At 64.5% G+C, this 19,294-nt stretch carries 18 protein-coding genes; 2 read left to right on the plus strand and 16 right to left on the minus strand.

Annotated features, from left to right (window positions below; all coding sequences use genetic code 11):
• Nucleotides 1-597: 597 nt before the first annotated feature.
• The 9 genes from lysS to folP all read right to left on the minus strand — a co-directional run bounded on the left by lysS (nt 598) and on the right by folP (nt 9,389).
• Entirely contained in the window at nt 598-2,130 is a 1,533-nt protein-coding gene (lysS, locus tag HMPREF2874_RS01065) for a lysine--tRNA ligase (RefSeq protein WP_246823738.1), read from the minus strand.
• Between the two features lie 108 nt (nt 2,131-2,238).
• A complete protein-coding gene (panC, locus tag HMPREF2874_RS01070) occupies nt 2,239-3,186 on the minus strand; it encodes a pantoate--beta-alanine ligase (protein WP_049345429.1) in 948 nt (315 codons plus the stop codon).
• Entirely contained in the window at nt 3,183-4,145 is a 963-nt protein-coding gene (locus HMPREF2874_RS01075) for a Rossmann-like and DUF2520 domain-containing protein (RefSeq protein WP_049333463.1), read from the minus strand. The genes panC and HMPREF2874_RS01075 overlap by 4 nt, the downstream gene beginning before the upstream one ends.
• A gap of 168 nt (nt 4,146-4,313) precedes the next feature.
• Complete coding sequence (locus HMPREF2874_RS01080) at nt 4,314-6,161, minus strand: PH domain-containing protein (protein ID WP_070648588.1); 1,848 nt, start codon at nt 6,159-6,161, stop codon at nt 4,314-4,316.
• On the minus strand, nt 6,161-6,799 hold the full coding sequence (locus tag HMPREF2874_RS01085) for a PH domain-containing protein (RefSeq protein WP_083309807.1): 639 nt from the start codon (nt 6,797-6,799) through the stop codon (nt 6,161-6,163). The genes HMPREF2874_RS01080 and HMPREF2874_RS01085 overlap by 1 nt, the downstream gene beginning before the upstream one ends.
• Nucleotides 6,786-7,301, minus strand: a complete 516-nt coding sequence (locus HMPREF2874_RS01090) for a DUF3180 domain-containing protein (RefSeq protein WP_049333467.1) — start codon at nt 7,299-7,301, stop codon at nt 6,786-6,788. Before HMPREF2874_RS01090 ends, HMPREF2874_RS01085 begins: the two co-directional genes overlap by 14 nt.
• Nucleotides 7,302-7,346: 45 nt before the next feature.
• Nucleotides 7,347-7,925 (minus strand): 2-amino-4-hydroxy-6-hydroxymethyldihydropteridine diphosphokinase, encoded by a 579-nt coding sequence (folK, locus tag HMPREF2874_RS01095; RefSeq protein WP_070648590.1) that lies wholly within the window; start codon nt 7,923-7,925, stop codon nt 7,347-7,349.
• 2 nt (nt 7,926-7,927) lie between these two features.
• On the minus strand, nt 7,928-8,359 hold the full coding sequence (folB, locus tag HMPREF2874_RS01100; protein WP_049333471.1) for a dihydroneopterin aldolase: 432 nt from the start codon (nt 8,357-8,359) through the stop codon (nt 7,928-7,930).
• Nucleotides 8,360-8,438: 79 nt separating this feature from the next.
• The gene (gene folP / locus HMPREF2874_RS01105) at nt 8,439-9,389 is read right to left on the minus strand and encodes a dihydropteroate synthase (protein ID WP_070648593.1); all 951 of its coding nucleotides are present in this window, start codon (nt 9,387-9,389) and stop codon (nt 8,439-8,441) included.
• Nucleotides 9,390-9,552: 163 nt separating this feature from the next.
• On the opposite strand from folP, the gene HMPREF2874_RS01110 reads away from it, so the two are divergent.
• A complete protein-coding gene (locus HMPREF2874_RS01110; protein WP_371440536.1) occupies nt 9,553-9,735 on the plus strand; it encodes a hypothetical protein in 183 nt (60 codons plus the stop codon).
• 371 nt (nt 9,736-10,106) lie between these two features.
• On the opposite strand, the gene folE is transcribed toward HMPREF2874_RS01110, so the two are convergent.
• The 7 genes from folE to ppa form a co-directional block, all read right to left on the minus strand.
• The gene (gene folE, locus HMPREF2874_RS01115) at nt 10,107-10,691 is read right to left on the minus strand and encodes a GTP cyclohydrolase I FolE (RefSeq protein ID WP_070648597.1); all 585 of its coding nucleotides are present in this window, start codon (nt 10,689-10,691) and stop codon (nt 10,107-10,109) included.
• Nucleotides 10,678-12,885 (minus strand): ATP-dependent zinc metalloprotease FtsH, encoded by a 2,208-nt coding sequence (gene ftsH, locus HMPREF2874_RS01120; protein WP_070648599.1) that lies wholly within the window; start codon nt 12,883-12,885, stop codon nt 10,678-10,680. Before ftsH ends, folE begins: the two co-directional genes overlap by 14 nt.
• Nucleotides 12,886-13,137: 252 nt before the next feature.
• Nucleotides 13,138-13,689: a hypoxanthine phosphoribosyltransferase gene (hpt, locus tag HMPREF2874_RS01125; RefSeq protein WP_049333480.1), complete on the minus strand. Its 552-nt coding sequence runs from the start codon at nt 13,687-13,689 to the stop codon at nt 13,138-13,140.
• A 274-nt stretch (nt 13,690-13,963) separates the two neighbouring features.
• Nucleotides 13,964-15,106 (minus strand): tRNA lysidine(34) synthetase TilS, encoded by a 1,143-nt coding sequence (gene tilS / locus HMPREF2874_RS01130; protein ID WP_070648601.1) that lies wholly within the window; start codon nt 15,104-15,106, stop codon nt 13,964-13,966.
• A gap of 94 nt (nt 15,107-15,200) precedes the next feature.
• Nucleotides 15,201-16,442, minus strand: coding sequence for a type II toxin-antitoxin system HipA family toxin (locus HMPREF2874_RS01135; protein WP_070648603.1), 1,242 nt, complete (start codon nt 16,440-16,442; stop codon nt 15,201-15,203).
• Between the two features lie 45 nt (nt 16,443-16,487).
• Nucleotides 16,488-16,712 carry a helix-turn-helix domain-containing protein gene (locus HMPREF2874_RS01140; RefSeq protein ID WP_070648605.1) on the minus strand — a complete coding sequence of 75 codons (225 nt, stop codon included), beginning with the start codon at nt 16,710-16,712 and terminating at the stop codon, nt 16,488-16,490.
• A gap of 267 nt (nt 16,713-16,979) precedes the next feature.
• The gene (gene ppa / locus HMPREF2874_RS01145) at nt 16,980-17,465 is read right to left on the minus strand and encodes an inorganic diphosphatase (protein WP_049344276.1); all 486 of its coding nucleotides are present in this window, start codon (nt 17,463-17,465) and stop codon (nt 16,980-16,982) included.
• A gap of 193 nt (nt 17,466-17,658) precedes the next feature.
• On the opposite strand from ppa, the gene dacB reads away from it, so the two are divergent.
• A complete protein-coding gene (gene dacB, locus HMPREF2874_RS01150; protein ID WP_070648607.1) occupies nt 17,659-19,269 on the plus strand; it encodes a D-alanyl-D-alanine carboxypeptidase/D-alanyl-D-alanine endopeptidase in 1,611 nt (536 codons plus the stop codon).
• Nucleotides 19,270-19,294 lie beyond the last annotated feature (25 nt).

The following is a 19,294-nucleotide window of genomic DNA, read 5'->3' on the forward strand; positions in this document are numbered from 1 at the left end:
CGGTCACCCACACTCAACTCGGAAGAGCCGCAATACGGAGGCTGTTCTCTGTACGCATATTATCGCCTCCGCTGTGCGGGTCGGCTCATTAAATAGCCCACCGATCGAACGCTAGAGACGCGCCGCGTGCATTTGAATGGTGCGCGTCAGGAAATCAGCAGGAATAATCTCGCGGATAATCCTTCATCCCGCGCGGAACGGCAAAACTATCTCAACGGTATATTCCACACCCGCACGCCCCTATTCATTGCGAATCCGTAAGTCTTCACCGAGAATACTTTTCGCTCGCCGTCCCCATATACGGCTGACTAGCCAAAACTAAGCTACAGCCGGAGAATTTCAAACCGATAAAAGCCGCCCGAAAACACCACATCCGAAAGCGCCGAAGCAAAAACGCCGAGATGAAAACACGACTACGAGAAACACGGAGCCGAGCCCGCCCGAGCCCATTTAGGGCTGAGTACCGGATTCACTCGGGCAGGGCATACGAGAGCGGGGGCCGCGAGCGCACACGCGCCCGCGGCCCCCACCGCGTCCAAACCCGGAACGCCCCGCGCAAACACGCGCGGAACGAGTCCGGGCCCTCAAGATAAGAAATTAAGCTTCCGGCTTCATGAGCGGGAACAGAATCGTCTCGCGAATACCGGGCTGACGCACCACGGTACCCGGACGCTCCGGGTCCTGGTCGCCGGCCAGCAGCATAATCAGACGATCGATGCCCAGACCAATGCCACCCATCGGGGGTGCACCGTGCTCCAGGGCGCGCAGGAAGTCCTCGTCCAGCTCCATCGCCTCATCGTCACCGGCGGCAGCCAGCAGCGACTGGGCGGTCAGACGCTCACGCTGAATCACCGGGTCAATCAGCTCGGAGAACGCGGTACCGCGCTCCATGCCGCCGATAATCAGGTCCCAGGCCTCAATCAGCGGCTCACCGGAACGGTGCGGGCGGGCCAGCGGCTGGGCGCTCGGCGGGTAATCGTACACGAAGGTCGGGTTCACCAGGGTCGGCTCAACAATCTCGCCGAAGAGCTCGATGACGAGCTTCTCTGCGTCCCACTTCGGGTCGATATCAACCTCGTGCTTCTCGGCAATCTCGCGCAGAACGGACGCGTCGGTCTCCGGGGTAATCTCGACGCCCACGGCCTCGGACAGGCCCGGGTACACGCCAACCCACTTCCACTCACCGAACAGGTCGATGGTGCCGTTCTCAGTCTCAATACGCTCGGTGCCGACGGCCTTGGCGCAGCTCTGGATAATCTCCTTCATGCGCTCGGCCATCACGAACTGGTCGGCGTACGCCTCGTAGCACTCCAGGGTGGTGAACTCGGGGCTGTGGGTCGAGTCGACGCCCTCGTTGCGGAACACGCGACCAATCTCGTACACGCGCTCAATACCGCCCACCACGGCGCGCTTGAGCGGCAGCTCGGTCGCGATGCGCATGGTCATCGGCTGGTCGAAGGCGTTCAGGTGGGTGCGGAACGGACGAGCCGTCGCGCCACCGTGAATCAGCTGCAGGACCGGGGTCTCAACCTCAACGTAGCCGTGCTCGTCCAGTACGCGGCGCACGGTGCGGGTAATCAGGGCACGCTTCTTCACCAGCTCGCGGGCCTCCTCGCGCACCATCAGGTCCAGGTAGCGCTGGCGCACGCGGGTTTCCTCGTTCAGGTCCTTGTGCAGAACCGGCATGGGGCGGATAGCCTTCGAGGCCATCTTCCAGTCGGTCACCATGATCGACAGCTCACCGCGGCGAGACACAATCACGCGGCCAGTCACGAACACGTGGTCACCCAGGTCAACCAGGGACTTCCACTCGGCCAGGGACTCCTCGCCCACCTCAGCCAGCGACAGCATCGCCTGGATGCGCTTACCCTCGGTACCGCCCTGCAGGGTCGCAAAGCACAGCTTACCGGTGTTACGAACGAACACCACGCGGCCGCCCACGTGCACCACGCGGTCGGTCTCGTCGCCAGCCTTCAGCTCGCCGGACTCCAGCTTCGGGTCGTACTCGGCGCGCAGATCCTCGATGTGGTTGGGCTCCACACGGTTACCCTCGGAATCCAGCAAGCCCACCGGGTATGCCTCACGACCCGACTCAATCAGCTTCGCGCGCTTCTCCAGGCGAATCTGCATCTGCTCGGACATATCAGCAATCGCCGGTGCGGCGTGGTGCTCAGTGCTCACGGTGATACCTATCTGTGTAGTGTGTTGGGAAGTCTCTAAACGAAATTCAGCGAACGCTTAGCGCAGGTCCATGTTGTCAATCAGGCGGGTCGGGCCCACATACGCGGCGACCAGGGCCAGCACGCGCTCCGAATCCTCGGTCGGCTCGCCGAAAGTCATCGGGTCGACCAGTTCCAGGTAATCGAGGCGCACGCCCGGGGTGGAGTTGATGCGCTCGCGCGCGCCCTCCAGGTCAATTTCGTGGAAGCCGCGGTTCAGCGAGTTCTCGCGCAGCATGGCCAGGGTGCGGGAGAGCACCAGAGCCGATTCGCGCTCCTCATCCGACAGGTAGCCGTTGCGCGAGGAGAGGGCCAGGCCGTTATCGTCGCGCACAATGGCCACGGGGCGCAGGGTCACGTCGTGGTTGAAGTCGTGAACCATGCGCTGAATCAGGATGTACTGCTGGGCGTCCTTCTGGCCGAAGTACGCGTTCACCGGGTGCGATCCGGCGGCTGGGCGAATGATGTTGAAGAACTTATTCACCACGGTCAGCACGCCGTCGAAGTGTCCGGGGCGGGTTGCGCCCTCGAACTTGGTGCCCAGCTCGCCGCTCGAGATGCGGATCAGCGGGTCGCCGTCGGGGTACATCTCCTCCACCGAGGGGGCGAAGATGATGCTCACGCCGGCGGCACCAGCCAGCTCGGCGTCGGCCTCGAGGGTACGCGGGTACGCCTCGTAGTCCTCGCCGGGGCCGAATTGCAGCGGGTTCACAAACACAGAGGCGGCAACAACGTCGTTCTGCTCGGAAGCGCGGCGCAACAGGGTGGCGTGGCCATCGTGGAGGGCACCCATAGTGGGCACGTAACCCAGGGTGGCGGTACGGTACTGAACGTCAGTGCCGTTCTGCTCCGCCTCGAGGCGGGCAGCACGGTCCAGGGCGTCCTGCGCGGTGGCCAAAGCCTGCGCGATAGCGGTGCGGAACTCCGCAATAGTGGTCACGACGCGGGGCATCGAAGTCTCAGTCATGACGAGAACTCCTTGTTTTCGGGGGCAGAATCGTCGGTGTCGCCGGTGTACTCCACGTTCGCGGAAGGTTCCACCAGGCTTTCGATCCGTTCCAGTTGTTCATCGTTTAACAAACCTCTATTATGCGCCCTTTTTGCGGTCGCATGCGCCAGAGCGGCGTAAGAGTCTGTAATATCACCTGTTTTTTCTCCCTGTGCATACTCGCCGAGCGCCCTCATGTGGGCGGCCACGGTACCCGCATCGCCGCGCGCAACGGGACCGGTTAGGGCCCCTTCGCCGCTTGCGAGCGCGTTATCCACGGCCGCGCGGACCAGCGGACCCATGTAGTGGGCCGGGTCCTCAATGCCGATGGATGCGAGCATCTGCTGAGCCTGGCCCAGAATCGTCACGAGGTGGTTCGAGGCGTGGGCCAGGGCTGCGTGGTACAGGGCTCGGTCCGCTTCGGCCACGTGGACGGGCTCGCCACCCATCTCAACCACCAGGGCCTGCGCGATGGGCAGGAAGGGGGCGGGGCCGGTCACCGCGAAGCTCGTGCCGTTCAACCGCTGCAGGTCCATGGACAGGCCCGTGAAGGTCATGGCCGGGTGAATGGCCAGGCCAATGGCGCCTAGGGCCGTTGCGGGGGCGAAAACCTCCGTGCCGTGACGGCCGGAGGTGTGCACCAAAAGCTGACCGGCGGTGATGCTCCCGGAGGAGGCCAGGTAGGTGATGAGGCCCGGCAGCTCGTCGTCGGGGACGGCCAGAATCAGCAGTTCGCTCCGTTCGGCAATCTGTTCCACCGGAAGCAGCGGCACGTCGGGGAGCAGCATCGCGGCGCGCTCCCGGGAGGCCTCGGACACCGCGTGAACACCCACAATCGTGTGCTCGCAGGCGCGCAGGGCCGCGCCGAGGACGGCGCCAACCTTCCCGGCTGAAATGATTCCGATGCCCAAACGGGCGGGTTTTGAATGGTGTACCACGGTTCTTAAGTATATTCGCCCACACCGGGCGGCGCCTCCGGCTGGTTTACGCCTGTGGATAACCCGGCCGCGCGTCGGGTGGTGGAGAGCCGCTGAGGCGGCGCAGACGTCGCGAGGCCCGCCCGCACCGAGTGGTGCGGGCGGGCCTTGCCGGTTGAGGTTCCGGCGCTAACGCGCCTCGGGCACGCGGTAGTAGGCGCGGGTACCCTCCAGGCGCTCCGTGAGGGTCGAAGCGATAATCAGGCTCGTGCGCGGCGGCAGGTGCTTCATGGTGGTGCTCACCGGGCCCTTCGCAACGTCGAAGCGCAGGGTGGCGCATCCGCACGCACGCTCGAGCGGGCCCTGGGTCCAGCGCACGCCCAGCACGCGCCGCACCGGCAGCACCGACAGCCTGCGCACCAAGAAGCCGTTACGGATCAGCAGCAGATCGCCGCGGGCGTGCTCCTCGATGTTCGCGTCAGGGCGCGAGGAGGCGGGGCTCTGATTCCCCTGCGCAGAGACGTTAATGCTGGTCAGGCCCTTAACGTGCAGGGTGAGCGGGTCAAGCCAGCGGGCCGTGGACGGCACCTGCAGCATCTGCGGGGCACCGGGCACCTGTCGCTTCTGGGAGCTTCGCGCCGCGGCCATGAGCACCTGCGCCTGCTGCTCGTCCAGCCCCGGCAGGAGCAGACGTAGCACCGCGGCGGTCTCGCGCGCATTGCCCACCGGCAGGGCCACGTTGCGGGTCAGCCCGCCCTGATCGGGCCTGTCGATACCCACGCCGGCGATGGTCATCTTGATGCGGTACCAACCGAACATCTTCCAGAGAATCGACTGCTCAACCTGAACCGCCTGCACGCGCTCCGGCAGCACGTTCTGCGTGTGGGTTCCGGTGAAGCCGTAGCGCAGGGTGAGGGCCCCGCGGTCACCGCAATAAATCCTGAACCGCGCGGAGTTATCGAAGCGGGTCCACAGCGCACCCGCGTAACCGATGAGCGGCGCGCCGAGGCTCGGGAGGGCAAACATCGGGATGTACAGCGGGCTGATTCCACTGAAAATTGCCGTGATAATTGCGCCCATACCCATGACGATGACCAGCGGGATAACCCACACGAGGTTCTCCAGCAGAATCGACATGATGAGGGTGCCGGTCGAGATGCGGAAGGCCACCGCACCCTCGGGGTTACCGGGTTCGGGGAAGTTTCCGGCCGGAGCGGGCGAAGCGGCGGGGTAGGCCGCGGAAGCCGAGTCGGACTGCGCAGGATGAGGCTGCGAGACGCCGGGCTGGGGCACGCCGGGCTGGGACATGCCGGGCCGGGGCGCACCAGACTGAATCGAGGGAGCAGGCTGAGCCGGGGATGCAGGCTGAGCCGAGGGGGCAGAGGAAGCCGCGCCCGAGGGGAGCGGCGCATCCGACCGGTAGCCGGCCCGGGCTCCCCTGCCCTGAGCCCGCAGAATCGAGATGCTCTGCAGAGCCGCATGACGCAACCGGGTGGCCTTCGCCCGCGACAGGTACTTGATGTGCAGCGCCTCGCCGGAGCCGTCCGCAACCTCAAAACGCAGCTCCGACAGGCCCAGCAGGCGTGCCACCAGCGGACGGGAAATATCCACGCTCTGCACGCTCTCCAGGCGGATCGTGCGCTCCTTCTTGAAGAAGATGCCGCTGCGGCGGTGAATCGCCAGCTCATCCAGGTGGTAGCGGGTGAACCACCATTGAAGCGAGCCAGCAAACAGAATCAGCACCAGAACGACGAAGCCAATCAGCTGCGAATACGTCGCGCTGAAATAGCTGTCGTCCTCGTTGAACACCTGCGTCAGGCGCGTGCCCCACTCGTTCGGCGGGGTGGTCAGAATATTCAGAATGATGCTCTGAAAGAAGCCGAAGGCCAGCAGAATAATGAACCACAGGTTCATGATGAACGTGCGGATATCGGCACGCCACCACGTCTGTTCCTGCGGGCCGCCGGGGCCACCCACGCCCTGGCCGCCCGGCGCGCCACCGCTCGGGACGTTATTGTTCGGAACGGGCGCGCTCATTACAGGGCCGCCATTCGCTCATCGGCGCGGTGCACCAGCTCGGCGCGGACCGCATCCACGATGTCGTTCGGGACGCCGTACACCACAACCGTGCCGGCGGCCTCACCAGCGGTGCGCACCGTCAGACGCGACACCCCGCTGAGACGCTCGAGCGGTCCCGAATCGACGTCAACGTACTGGATGCGCCCGTACGGAATCGAAGTGATGCTGCGGAAAACCAGGCCGCGGCGGGTCATGAGGTGGTTGCTCTCCAGCGCGTAGGCCAGGGCGCGGGTGCGGCGCGGGGTGGTGAGCAGCCACCAGCCGCCCCAGAACACCGCAGCGAGAGCCACCAGCACACCCAGGATGCGCATCCACAGGGGTCCGTCGGTCAGAACCGCGAGTGCATCCAGGCCCAGCCCAACCAGCAGCACCGGCACGAACGCGGCCACGGTGTGGATGAAGCGAACCTTCAGGTAGCCGGGGGCCGCGGGCTGCCACTGCGGGTCGGGTGCGGCCTGCCGGGGTGCAGGCCCGCCCACGCCGGGCAGGCCCGGGGGGACCCCGGCGGGTCGTGTGGTCGGCGCGGGGTTCTGTCCCGGGCCGCCACCCTGCGGCATGGGATTCTGAGAATAATTGTTCGATTTAGGAGCCGGCATAGGTTCCTCCCTCTCGCGACTTCACGGAACCGGAGGGAGAATCGTCCTCGTCCTCCCCCGGCGGAATACGACAACAATGCTGCGCCCACAGGCCGGCCGCCAGCAGCGCAACGCTACAGACCAGGTTCACCACGACCTGCCAGAAAAGCGCAGACAGACCGCGGGCAGGCGCCACCGTCAGGTGAAAACCAAAGATTGCGGCACACACACCCGTCAGCAGGGAACCCGTCAGAATCGAACCCTGCGCATAGGCCAGGGCACGCGCAGCCAGAATCGGACCCATGTGCGGTGCCTTCTCGCGCGTCCGAATACGGCGATACCGCGCCACCTGCACCCCCAGCCACACCGCGCCGGCGGCCACGAGCAGGCACACCAGCCCGAGCATCCACGAGAAATGCAGCTCGCTATGACCGGCGTTCACCAGCACCGCGTTCACCAGCACGGTCAGCGCCGCGGCGCCTATCGCCGTCCAGAGCACCGCCGAATACCGGAGGGGTTTCATGGTGTTTCCTTTCGGTCGATTCCTCTACCTTCCAGAGTGCCACACTTAGGGGCTAACGGACAGGTTCATTTCACGCATATAACGAATTGCGTCCTCGCCGGCGTCCTCGTGGGTCAGGTTGAGGTCGCGGGAAAGCTCCGCAACGCTCACCGGCACGTAGGTTACGGCGCCCCCATCGCTGCGCGCCACCAGCAGGCGCGCCTCCGGATCCATGCGCGCCCACGGCGTCAGCACAAAAGCCCGCTCGTGCGCGCGCGGGTGCGGCAGAGTCAGCACCGGGTCATCAGAGACGGTACCCTCGTAGTCAATCACGTCAATATCGAGGGTGCGCGGGCCCCAGCGCACCAGGCGCTCGCGGTGATGCGCCGCCTCCACCGCGTTGCACAGCTTCAGCAGCTCGTAGGGGCTCAGCTCGGTCGACACCTCAATCACAGCGTTCACGTAGTCCGGCTGACCCTCCGGCCCACCCACCGGAGCGGTACGGTACAGCGGCGAGACCCGCAGGATGCGCACGCCCGCCTCCCGAAGGTCGACGACGGCACGCTCAATGGTGCTCTCGCTCTCGCCCAGATTTGAGCCCAGCGCCAGCACGGCGCGATGGGCGGAAAGCGGCCTGAGCGGCATCGTTAGCACCTCCCTTCGGTACCGGGCATGGCGGCCTGCAGGGACTCGGGAATACGCTCGCGGAACACGCTCACCGCCACGTTCTCGAAGGGAACGGTGATGGGGGCCTGCGGCTTGGAGACCTTCACCTCCACAGCGTCGATGCGCGCGAACTCGGAGAGAATCCCCTCGGCAATCCGCACGGCGAGCGTCTCGATCAGGTCAAGCGAGCCGAAGACGATTTTTTGGTGAATCAGCTCGGCCACCTGCGCGTAGTTCGTGGTCTTTTCCAGGTCATCCCCCGCGGCGGCGTCCGCGAAGTCGGTGTAGAGCGTCGCGTCGACGGTGAAGGGCTGACCGTCACGCTTCTCAAAGTCGAGAACGCCGTGGAAACCCACGGCGGTGATGCCACTAAGCGTGATGCGGTCGTGGTGGGCGTAGGCCGAATTCGGCATGGAGTCTCCTCAGTGGTTGGTTGTAGCGGGTACCCGGCGCGTGAGCCGAGCCCCGTGAGGTGCATAGGGGGGGCGGTACCTACATGACGGCGCGCAGCGCGGAGGCAATAGTCACCGCGTCCACGCTAGCGGGCACGTCGTGCACGCGCACCGCCCACACGCCGCGGGCGGCCACCAGGGCGGTCACCGCCGCGGAGGCTGCCGCGCGATGCTCGGCCGGGCGCGGCTCCGTCAGCGAGTGCCACAGCTCGCGTTCAGCCTCACCCGCCTCGGTTGCGGTGAAGCCGGTCGCCTTCAGACGCTCGGCCAGGGCCGCATCCGCCGCGGTCAGGGCGTTCGCGATAAAACGCTTGCGGGAACCAGCAATGAGCAGGCGGTGGCCCAAGCCCTGTAGCTCGTCAAGGGCGGCGAGCAGCTCCCAGTCCTGCATGCCGCCCTTCGCAAAGCCCAGACCCGGGTCAAGAATCAGGTTCTGCGGCAGCACACCGGCGGCAAGGAAACGCTCACGCAGATCGGTCAGCTCCTCCACGACCTCGGTGACCACGCCGCACGGGTACTCCGCCAGGCTGTCCATGGTCTGGGAGGTGCCGCGCGCGTGCATGAGGATGTACGGCACCTGCAGCTCCGCGGCGGTCTCAATCATTTCATCGCTCACGTTCAGACCCGACACATCGTTGATGATGTGCGCACCGGCGGCAATGGCGGCGCGGGCGGTCTGCGGGTTCATGGTGTCAACGCTGATGGTGGTGCCCATCTGCGCGACTGCCTCGATGACGGGCAGGATGCGGCGCTGCTCCTCCTCCACGCTGATGCGCACGGCACCGGGGCGGGTGGACTCACCGCCAATGTCGATAATGGAGGCGCCCTCGGCAATCATGCGGGCGGCGCGGGCGATGGCGTCGGTGGCGGCGTAGTGCTGGCCGCCGTCGCTGAAGGAGTCGGGGGTGACGTTGAGGATGCCCATCACGAGGGTGCGTTCGGCGGCGAGCGCATCGCAGGGCAGGGGTGCTACACGGGTGGATTCGGTCATGGTTTTAATCGTACCGAATCTGCCGGATGACACAGCGCGCCATATTTGCATATGGCATACCGATTTAGGGGTATCCTGGGAGGGTATGCTCTGCCTGCGTCACAGCGGTGTGGGTTGGGCACCTCATACACATACATACTCTAGGAAGTGACTCATCGTGAATATGAAGACCGGCGCGTGGATTTTGTCCCTGATCGCGATTGCTTCGCTGTTTGTTATCGTTCTGGCCGAGAACGCTCCGGCCGTACGCTGGATTGCTTTCGGTACTGCGACCGGTTGCGGTTTCATTGCCGTGGGCTTGATCGTGACCCTCGCACTGGGCTGGGACAACAAGAACGAGGGCTAAGGCTCTTCGAGCCTTCTAAAGGCCCGGAACGGCGCTAAGCACCGGCGGCCCCGAGGGGCCACAACCGCACGACAAAAGGGGCGGAGGTGAAAACCTCCGCCCCTTTTAGTGTGTCTGCCCCCAAATGAGGGATGCGCGTCAATCACTTAAAAAAGAAGACCGGTCCTGTACTCCTTCAGAATTCTCAATCATTCATCAGGCAGTGGTGCCGGTTCTAGTAGTAACGACTTTACAATCACTGATGCTCTTCGCGCAAGGGCACTCGTCATACGACCCAACAAAAGCGGCTACACAGCGCAGGGGCACAGCGCAGGGGCAGGATTCCTTAGAATCCTGCCCCCTGTCGCATAGCAATATGCTCATTCCGATGCTTAGCGCTGCGAGAAGATCAGGCTCATCGCCTCCGCACGGGTTGCGGTGTTCATGAGCGCGCCGCGTACCGCGCTAGTCACGGTCTTCGCGCCCGGCTTGCGCACGCCGCGCATCGACATGCACATGTGCTCAGCCTCAATCACCACGATGGCACCGCGCGGGTTCAGGTGCTCCTCCAGAGCCTCCACCACCTGGGTGGTCAGACGCTCCTGCACCTGCGGGCGGCGGGCGTACATCTCCACCACGCGGGCGAGCTTGCTCAGGCCGGTGACCTTGCCGTCCGGGCCCGGGATGTAACCCACGTGCGCCACGCCGTGGAAGGGCACCAGGTGGTGCTCACAGGTCGAGTAGAACGGGATGTCCTTCACGAGCACCATCTCGGAGTGGGCGATATCGAAGGTCGTACCCAGAATCTCGCCAGCGTCCTGGTGCAGGCCCGAGAAGAACTCCGCGTAGGCGCGCGCCACGCGGGCCGGGGTCTGCTGCAGGCCGTCGCGGTCCGGGTCCTCACCGATCGCGAGCAGAATCTCGCGCACAGCCGCCTCAATACGCGGCTGGTCGACGGCGTTCTTAGCCTCGCTCATTCTCTGCTCCATTCTGGTTGTTTTCACCGGGTGCGGCCGGACGGTTCGGGGTCGTCGGAGGCACGGGGTAGTTCGGGTACTGCTGCGGCGGCATGGCGACCGTCGGGTCGGCATCCGGGTCGGCCGCCGGTGCTACCGGGGCCTGGGGCGCCTGCTGAACGGGCTGAGTCGGTGCCTGCGGGGCAGGTACAGCCGGGGTTGCAGGAGCCACCGGAGCTTCGGCCTTCTGCGCCTCATGAGCCAGCTCGCTCGGAGCCTTCACCGGCGGAATATCGGTGCGCTCGCGGGTCGGCTTGGAGTACCAGTACTCGCGCTCGGGGCGCTTGCGAACGTCCTTGAAGATCTCGGCAATCTCATGCTCGAGCAGGGTTTCCTTCTCGAGCAGGGCGAAGGCCAGGCGGTCCAGCACGTCGCGGTTCTCCAGCAGAATCGCGAACGCCTCATCGTGGGCCTGCTCCAGCAGGGCGCGAATCTCAGCGTCCACCTTGGCCGCAGTCTCATCCGAGTAGTTGCGGGCCGAAGCGCCACCGCCACCCAGGAACGGCTCGGTATCCTCGCCGCCAAGCTTCACGGAACCAATCACGGAGCTCATGCCGTAATCGGTGACCATCTTGCGGGCGGTGTCGGTCGCCTTCTGAATATCGTTGGACGCACCGGTCGAGGGGTCGTGGAATACAATCTCCTCCGCCGCACGGCCACCCATCGCGTAGGCCATCTGGTCCAGCAGCTCGTGGCGGGTCGTGGAGTACTTGTCGTCCTGCGGCATGACCATGGTGTAACCCAGGGCGCGGCCGCGCGGAAGAATCGTAATCTTGGTGACGGGCGCGGAGTTGCGCAGTGCCGCCGCAACCAGGGCGTGGCCGCCCTCGTGGTAGGCGGTGACCTTGCGATCGTGCTCGTTCATGATGCGCGAGGAACGCTGCGGGCCGGCCATCACACGGTCGATGGCCTCGTCGATGGCGCGGTCGTCAATCACGTTGCCGTTATCGCGGGCGGTCAGCAGGGCCGCCTCGTTCATGACGTTCGCCAGGTCGGCACCGGTGAAGCCGGGGGTGCGCTTCGCAACCTGCGCCAGGTCCACGGTGTTGGCAATGGGCTTGCCGGCGGCGTGCACGCGCAGAATCTGCTCGCGGCCCTTCATGTCGGGGGCGTCCACACCAATCTGGCGGTCGAAACGACCGGGACGCAGCAGCGCCGGGTCGAGCACGTCGGGGCGGTTCGTTGCCGCAATGACGATGACGTTCGAGTTGCCGTCGAAGCCGTCCATCTCAACCAGCAGCTGGTTCAGGGTCTGCTCGCGCTCGTCGTTACCGCCACCCATGCCGACGCCGCGGCGGCGGCCAACGGCGTCAATCTCGTCGACGAAAACGATGGCGGCGGGGTCGCTCTTTGCTTCCTTGAACAGGTCGCGCACGCGGGAGGCACCCACGCCCACAAACATTTCAACGAAGTCGGAGCCGGAAATCGAGTAGAACGGCACGCCAGCCTCGCCCGCCACAGCCTTGGCGAGCAGGGTCTTACCGGTGCCGGGAGGGCCGTACAGCAGCACGCCCTTGGGAATCTTTGCACCCAGGCGGGTGAACTTCTCGGGTTCAGCCAGGAACTCGCGAACCTCTTCCAGTTCGGCGAGCGCCTCGTCCACGCCGGCAACGTCGCTGAAGCGCACATCCGGCTTGTCCTTGGTGAACTTCTTCGCGCGGGACTTGGAGAAGCTCATCACGGAGGAGCCGCCTCCGACGCGTCCCATCAGGAACCAGAACAGCACGCCAAAGAGCAGAATCGGCAGCAGGAGCGAAATCAGGGAGCTCAGGAAGCTGTGCTCAACCGGCTGGTCCGTGTAGCTTTCCAGCTCGGCGGAGTTCATGGCCTTGACCACGTCCTCAGAGCGGGGCTGCACGTAGTAGAAGTTCACCGACTTACCGTAGTTGTCGTTGCCCTTCTTGTAGTCTTCCTTGAGCTGCAGGTCCACGCGCTGATCACCGTCGTAAATCTTCGCGCTCTTGACCTGGTGGTCGTTGAGCAGCTGAATACCCACGTTCGTGTCCACCTGACGCGAGGTCTGAGTGAAGAGGGAGCTCATGAAGAACGCCAGCATGACCACGGCGATTGCGCCCGGCCAGAACCAGGGGCCGTTGATAAGCTTCTTCAGAAAGCTATCCGTGCCCTTCTGCGGAGTATTGGGGGTTTGCGCCAATGCTTTGTCCTTACGTTGCGGCTGTAACCCGTTGGGGCTGCGGCATTTTCGTGCCGGAACGCCCAACGATGCAACCTTAAATGTACCCTACCGCGGCCGGGGGCCAGGTACCCTTCTTCTCTATTTCACCTGCGGGCTAAAGGATGCGACCCTCCCCCAGCCATCCCGCGTGCGGGTACGGGAACGCCCCGCCCCCGCACAAACGGCGGGAGGCGGGGCGTGTATCGGCGTTTCGGGTGCCGACGATGAAGTTTAGGAGTACACGTGCGGGTGCAGGGTTGCGATGCAGTCCAGGTTGCGGTACTTCTCGGCGAAGTCCAGACCGTAACCGACCACGAACTCGGGCTCGATGTCCCAGCCAACGTACTTGACGTTGACGTCGGCCTTGACGACCTTGGGCTTGCGCAGCAGGGCGCAAATCTCAACGGTTGCGGCGCCGCGAGAAATCAGGTTCTGCTGCAGCCAGGCCAGGGTCAGGCCGGAGTCGATGATGTCCTCAACGATCAGCACGTCGCGGCCGACCAGGTCGGTGTCCAGGTCCTTCAGGATGCGAACCACGCCGGAAGACTTGGTGCCGGAACCGTAGGAGGAGACAGCCATCCAGTCCATGGTGTAGTGGCCCTTCAGCGCGCGGGAGAGGTCAGCCATCACCATGATGGCGCCCTTCAGCACGCCCACGAGCAGCACGTCCTTGCCGGCGTAGTCTTCGTCGATGCGAGCCGCCAGCTCGGCGACCTTCGCATTGATCTCTTCCTTGGTGAAGAGTACGTTCTTGATATCGTCCTTCACGTCGATAGCCTGCACGATAATTCCTTCGTATATTTGGACGCTACTGCGCCTCCGGGAGGGCGCAGACCGCTCGCTGGCGGGCACCCCGCACCGGACAATGTGGATGGTGTTCGCTTTAAGTATGGCTTAAAAACGTGCTTCGGCGCACCTCACCTCCCCCTCGCGCACCCGCGGGGCGCCCGATTCGAGGCGTGCGCAATACACGAACCCGCATGTGGGAGAACTATATGCGGGCAGGACGGCAGGTTTGCGGCGGTCGGCCCCGAAGCCCCCGGCGGCGGAGCGATGGCTACCCGCGAGTGGGCACGAGGACCAGCGCATCCACGCTTTCACCGGTCACCGGGTGCGCAACCCTGCGGCGGCGGTAGGCGCTCACGTGGCCGGGCATCTGCACGGGACCTGCGGTTGCGTGCTCGGCGGTGAAGGCGTCTAGCGCCTGCAGTCGCTCGAAGCCCGGGTTCTCTCCCCCGGCGGCCTTGCAGGCGGTGGCAAGCACGCGCAGGCGCAGCGCCGGGTGCAGCTCGGCGGTGCGCACGCGGTCAAGCAGCACGGCATCCTCGCGCTCGATGCCGCGCACGGCGGTTCCGGCGGGCAGGAGCGCCTGCTCGTAGGCGGTCTGCGCCTGCTCGTCGAGGTAGTCTGCATCGGGGCCGGCCACCGCGGCGGTGCGCGCCAGGGAGCGGGCCACGTCCCCGCCGAGGTGCTCCTCCAGGTAGGGCAGCACGCTGTGGCGGATGCGGGCGCGCATGAGGGACTGATCGGCGTTGGTCGGGTCAATCCAGGGGGTGAGGGTTTCGGCCTCGCAGATGTCGAGCATGTCGGTGCGGCGCAGGCCGAGGAAGGGGCGCAGGTAGGTGACGCCCCCTTCGACGCGCACGGGCGGCATGCCCGCCAGGGAGCGGGTTCCGGAGCCGCGGCTCAGGCCGAGCAGCACGGTTTCCGCCTGGTCGTCGAGGGTGTGACCGAGGAGCACGGCGCGGGCGCCGGTGGCTTTAACTACCTTCTCGAAGGCGGCGTAGCGGGCGGTGCGTGCCGCCATTTCGGGGCCCATGTTGCCGGCGGGAACCTGCACCTTCTCGGTGATGACGGGGTGAAGCCCCAGGTCGGTGAGGGTCTGCGCGGTCTGCGCGGCAACCTCGGCGGACCCTTCCTGCAGGCTGTGATCGACGATGACGGCGCCCACGCGCACGTCGCCGCGGCGGGCGAAGTGCGCGGCAATGGCGGCCAGCGCGAGGGAGTCGGGGCCGCCGCTGCAGGCGACCAGGAGCAGGGGCAGGTCGGCGGCGTCCGGGGCGGGTGCGGTGCGGCTGGTGCGGGAGCGTCCGGTGGCTTTGATGCTTCCGGCGCCGAGGAGCTTTTCGAGGGCGGCGGCGAGGTGTCGGCGGGCGGTGCCGACGGCCGGATGCAGGCGTCCTGCGCGTCCATTCTGCATGGTGGTTCCTTTATAGAAATTACGAAGTGTCTATGTAGATAGATACTTCACGAGGAAAATTTAGAAATAACGAAGGCTCAAGAAGTCAGGAGTCTTAGGAGCGCGGATGAAGGTACTCTTCAAACTCATTCTGGCGGCGTTCCAACTCTTTCTGCATGGCCTTAAACGGTGAGGCATTCGAGTTGAAAATATATCCCGGGGCGGCTCGGTCTGTGGGCCAGCGAACTGCTCGAGCCGCTTTGAGAGCACGCGTTAGAGCGTCTTTCTGCACCTTAGGCGGAAGACCGATAGTCTCTGCGAGAGCAAGCCAATCGTCAACAGTAATCTTCCAATCTTCGGGCGGCGAACCGTCACCGGGATTCGAATTATCTTTTCCATTGACGCTAAGCGCCATGGATAGAGATTTAATGTGCACGAGCGAACAGGGGATGTCGTAGATAGGAGCTACTTCCCATCCACGGCGTCCCTTGAGGAGCGAGATATTTTTTGCGTGTAGGTCACCGTTGCCAGTCAGCCAAGCGTAGAGAAAGTGCATGTAAAGATTCCTGCGGGCAATAGCCGGGGAAGCAGCGATTTTCACCATTGCTTGAATGACACTTTCTGTTGTCACAGCAGGGTTATCTTCCGTGTATTTCTCACCCGAAGGAACACCCAAAATCTGTGCACCATCCTCCATGGCGATGCGCCCCCCGGAGGGTGTTCGGTCGAAACGGGAGACCATCAAACCTGATACGCCGTCTCGATCATAGACAAGCTCATGCTGAGCTACGGGAATCCCCATGAGCGCGGCCGCCGTGAGGTGGGCAGCTTCGTTTTCCACGAGCCCGGGCATGCGTTGTGGGCTGATTTTCAGAAGCGCATCGTAGCCGGCGCCCTTCCAATGCACGGGCAGGGTTTTCATGACGGCGCTCAGCTTTTCCTGAACGCCAGGCAGTCCTCGGCGGTCAACCGTGCCCATCAGTTCTGCAAAGGAAACAACCTCAGGGTTATTCACCAGTGCGGCAGGGGCGGTGTACAGTTCCCGCCCGTGCTCAATAATTTGCACATCGCCTGGAACGTCAGAACCAATCACCAGCAATAAGCCTAGGGTGTTATTTTTACTGATTTTTTTCTCGGAACTGACAACGTCGAGCCTATAGCCTTCGGGCAAAAGATTCTGAAAGAAAGGGGGAATTGATTCTGCGGTATATTCCGCGTCTAAAGGCAGGCTCGTGGCAATTGCCGGGCCTTCATAACCTGCCCGGTAGGTGAAATGAATCAGCCCGTTGGCGTCTCGCCTCAAATATGCGGCGAGAACACCATCTTTATAGACATCTGCCATAAGTTCATCTGTCATGGCTTTTCTCCAGGTTCTGTTTTCTATCGCAGTGTGCGGGAGGGGTTAGGTGAGGGGGTTAGTAATGGCCAGCTCAATGCCGAGCTCTTGGGCGACCTTGAGGACCGCGCCAATTGACGGGCCGGGTAGCCCACGCTCAATATCGCGGATTGTTTTATCGCTGAGCCCGACCATCCACGCCAACTCCATTTGGGTGATTTTTTCGTACTTGCGGACGGCACGAACCTGCGCACCAAATTCTTGCGCGAACCCTGCTGCGTCGAATGCCATAGGGTTTCCTCCTCACCGCTACAGAACCTCAGGTTATACGAACTATTCTTCGTAATATGCCCATATTAGCACTCCCAGAGGTGCTCCGAGGCTGTTTTCCGAAGAATAGTTCGGTTACACCTGCCCTTCCGACACCCCCAAACACAGCCAAGGAACACAAAAAAGGGGGGGCGTGCCCACCGCCTCCAGCACGCACGAAAACTCGCACGAACCAGACACGGGGAACACGCCCCCCTAAAAACCGGGTGCACCTAACGGTGCGGCAGCTTAGTGACCCTCAGCTGCGAAACGGTCGATAGCCTCCTGGACCATCTTCTCAGCAGCAGCCAGGTCTTCCCAGCCCTCGCCCTTAACCCACTTGCCGGGCTCCAGGTCCTTGTAACGCTCGAAGAAGTGCTGAATCTCAGCCTTCAGCTGCTCGGGAACATCAGCCAGGGACTTGATGTGGTCGTAGCGCTTGTCGGTGGGAACGCACAGAACCTTAGCGTCGCCGCCAGCCTCGTCGGTCATGTTGAACACTGCAACGGGGCGAGCCTCAACCAGCACGCCGGGAACCACGTCAACGTCCAGGATCAGCATTGCGTCCAGCGGGTCGCCATCCTCACCCAGGGTGTTCTCGAAGTAACCGTAAGCGGTGGGGTACTGCATGGAGGTGAACAGCACGCGGTCCAGGCGCAGGCGGCCGGTCTCGTGGTCCACTTCGTACTTCACGCGGGAGCCGCGGGGGATTTCAATAGTGACGTCGAGTTCCATCGGAACCTTCTTTCTCGTGAGTTAAGGTCACTTTCGCGGCGACATCGGCGCACGGGTGCGAAAGCTAGGTGTTGAACTCACCCATTGTAACCCGTTCGCACGTGCCGAAACCGCGTATTACGGGGGCAAAACGGGGCGGTGTAGGTAACGCCCCAATTCGATACCCGGCGCGCCCTGCCGCTATGCTCGAAGGATGCCCTCCTTCAATCCTCACGCACAGACCCCCGGCCGCCCTCACGCCGGCCGAACCCTCACCCGCCGCGCCGCCCTCACTCTCGGCGGCATGTTCCTGCTGACCGCCTGCGGGTCAGCGGCCGTGGAGCAGAAGCGCCCGGAGGGGTCCGCAAGCCCCTCGGGAAGCGCATCCGGCACCGCCAGCGAGCCGGCCACCGCCTCCGCAAGCGCCACCCCGAGCCTCGCACCCGCACTGAACGCGGAGGATGCCGAGCGCCTGCGTTCCAGCCTCGACAAGCTATTTGCCGACGGCACCTACCCGCAGTACAGCATCCTCGTGACCGGCCTGGACGGCGGCCTCACCGGCACGGCCACCGCGCCGGGCGACCTCTACGCCGCCAATGCCGATGCCGCGCGCGTGCCCGCCTCCACCTTCAAGATCCTGACCTTCTTCACCCTGAGCCGTCACGCCAACCTGCAGGCCCGCCTGACCACCCGCGCGGTGCGCCAGGGCGATGCGCTGTACCTCGTGGCCGGAGGCGACTCCCTGCTGGGTGCGGGAGCCTCGGACCCGAAGCAGGTCGTGGGCCGGGCCGGCCTGGCCACCCTTGCCGAGCAGACGGTCAAGGCCGTTGCCGCGGGCGATAAGCCGACCGGCGCCATGCCCGTCTACCTGGACACCGCGCTCTTCACCGGCCCAAGCGTCAACCCCGGCTGGGAGGAGGGCGACGTGTCCAGCGGGCAAATTACCCCCATCCACCCGATTGCGCTCGAATCGCACACGGTGCCGGGCAAGTCGACCGCAAGTAACCCGGTGCGCCCGGAGGACGCCGCCGTGGCCGCCCAGCAGGCGTTCGTGGATGCGCTCAACGCCGCCGGCAAGGAGCCTGGCCTGAGCTTCACCCTGGCCGAGCGCGCGACCGCACCCACCGGGGCGACCGAGGTGGGGTCGGTGGAGTCGGCCACCCTGTTCGAGCAGGCGCAGCACATGATGCTCGAATCCGATAACGCCCTGGCCGAGGTTCTGGGACGCTACGCCGCCATCGCCGCGGGCAGGGAGGGTAGCGCCGAGGCCGCCCAGCAGACGGTGCGCCAGACGCTCGTGGATGCCGGCGTGACCGTGGAAAACCTGGTGCAGGCCGACGTATGCGGCATGTCCCTGACGGACCGCGTGACCGCCCGAACCCTGGCGCAGACCGTGGCCCTGCTCAACGCCGATGAGCGCGCCGAGCAGCTCATGCAGGCCTTCCCGCTCGCGGGCGATAGCGGAACCCTGGCCGATCGTTTTGCGGCGGCAAATTCGGTGCACGCACGCGGCTTCGTGCGCGCCAAGACGGGTACCCTCTACACGGTGTCCTCGCTGTGCGGCGTGGCGACCCGCCCGGACGGCACGCGCCTGATCTTTGCGATTATTCTGAACGACCTGGGCGGGGCGGAGGCCCTGCCCGCGGCGAAGGAGCGCGTGGACGCTGCGGCGGCCGCGATTGCGGACCGTTCGAGCGCGCCGAGTGCGTCTGCCGATGCTTCTGCGGGTGCCTCTGCGGCGGCTTCAACCCCCGCGCCTGCGACGGCTTCGGAAGGGACGAGTGCCCCGGCTTCTGAGGTGCCCGCGACGGGTGCCGCCTCCTAGCGGGTGCGTTTATACGGCCCGAAAG

The sequence above is a fragment of the Rothia sp. HMSC068F09 genome, assembly GCF_001812775.1.
GTDB lineage: Bacteria > Actinomycetota > Actinomycetes > Actinomycetales > Micrococcaceae > Rothia > Rothia mucilaginosa_A.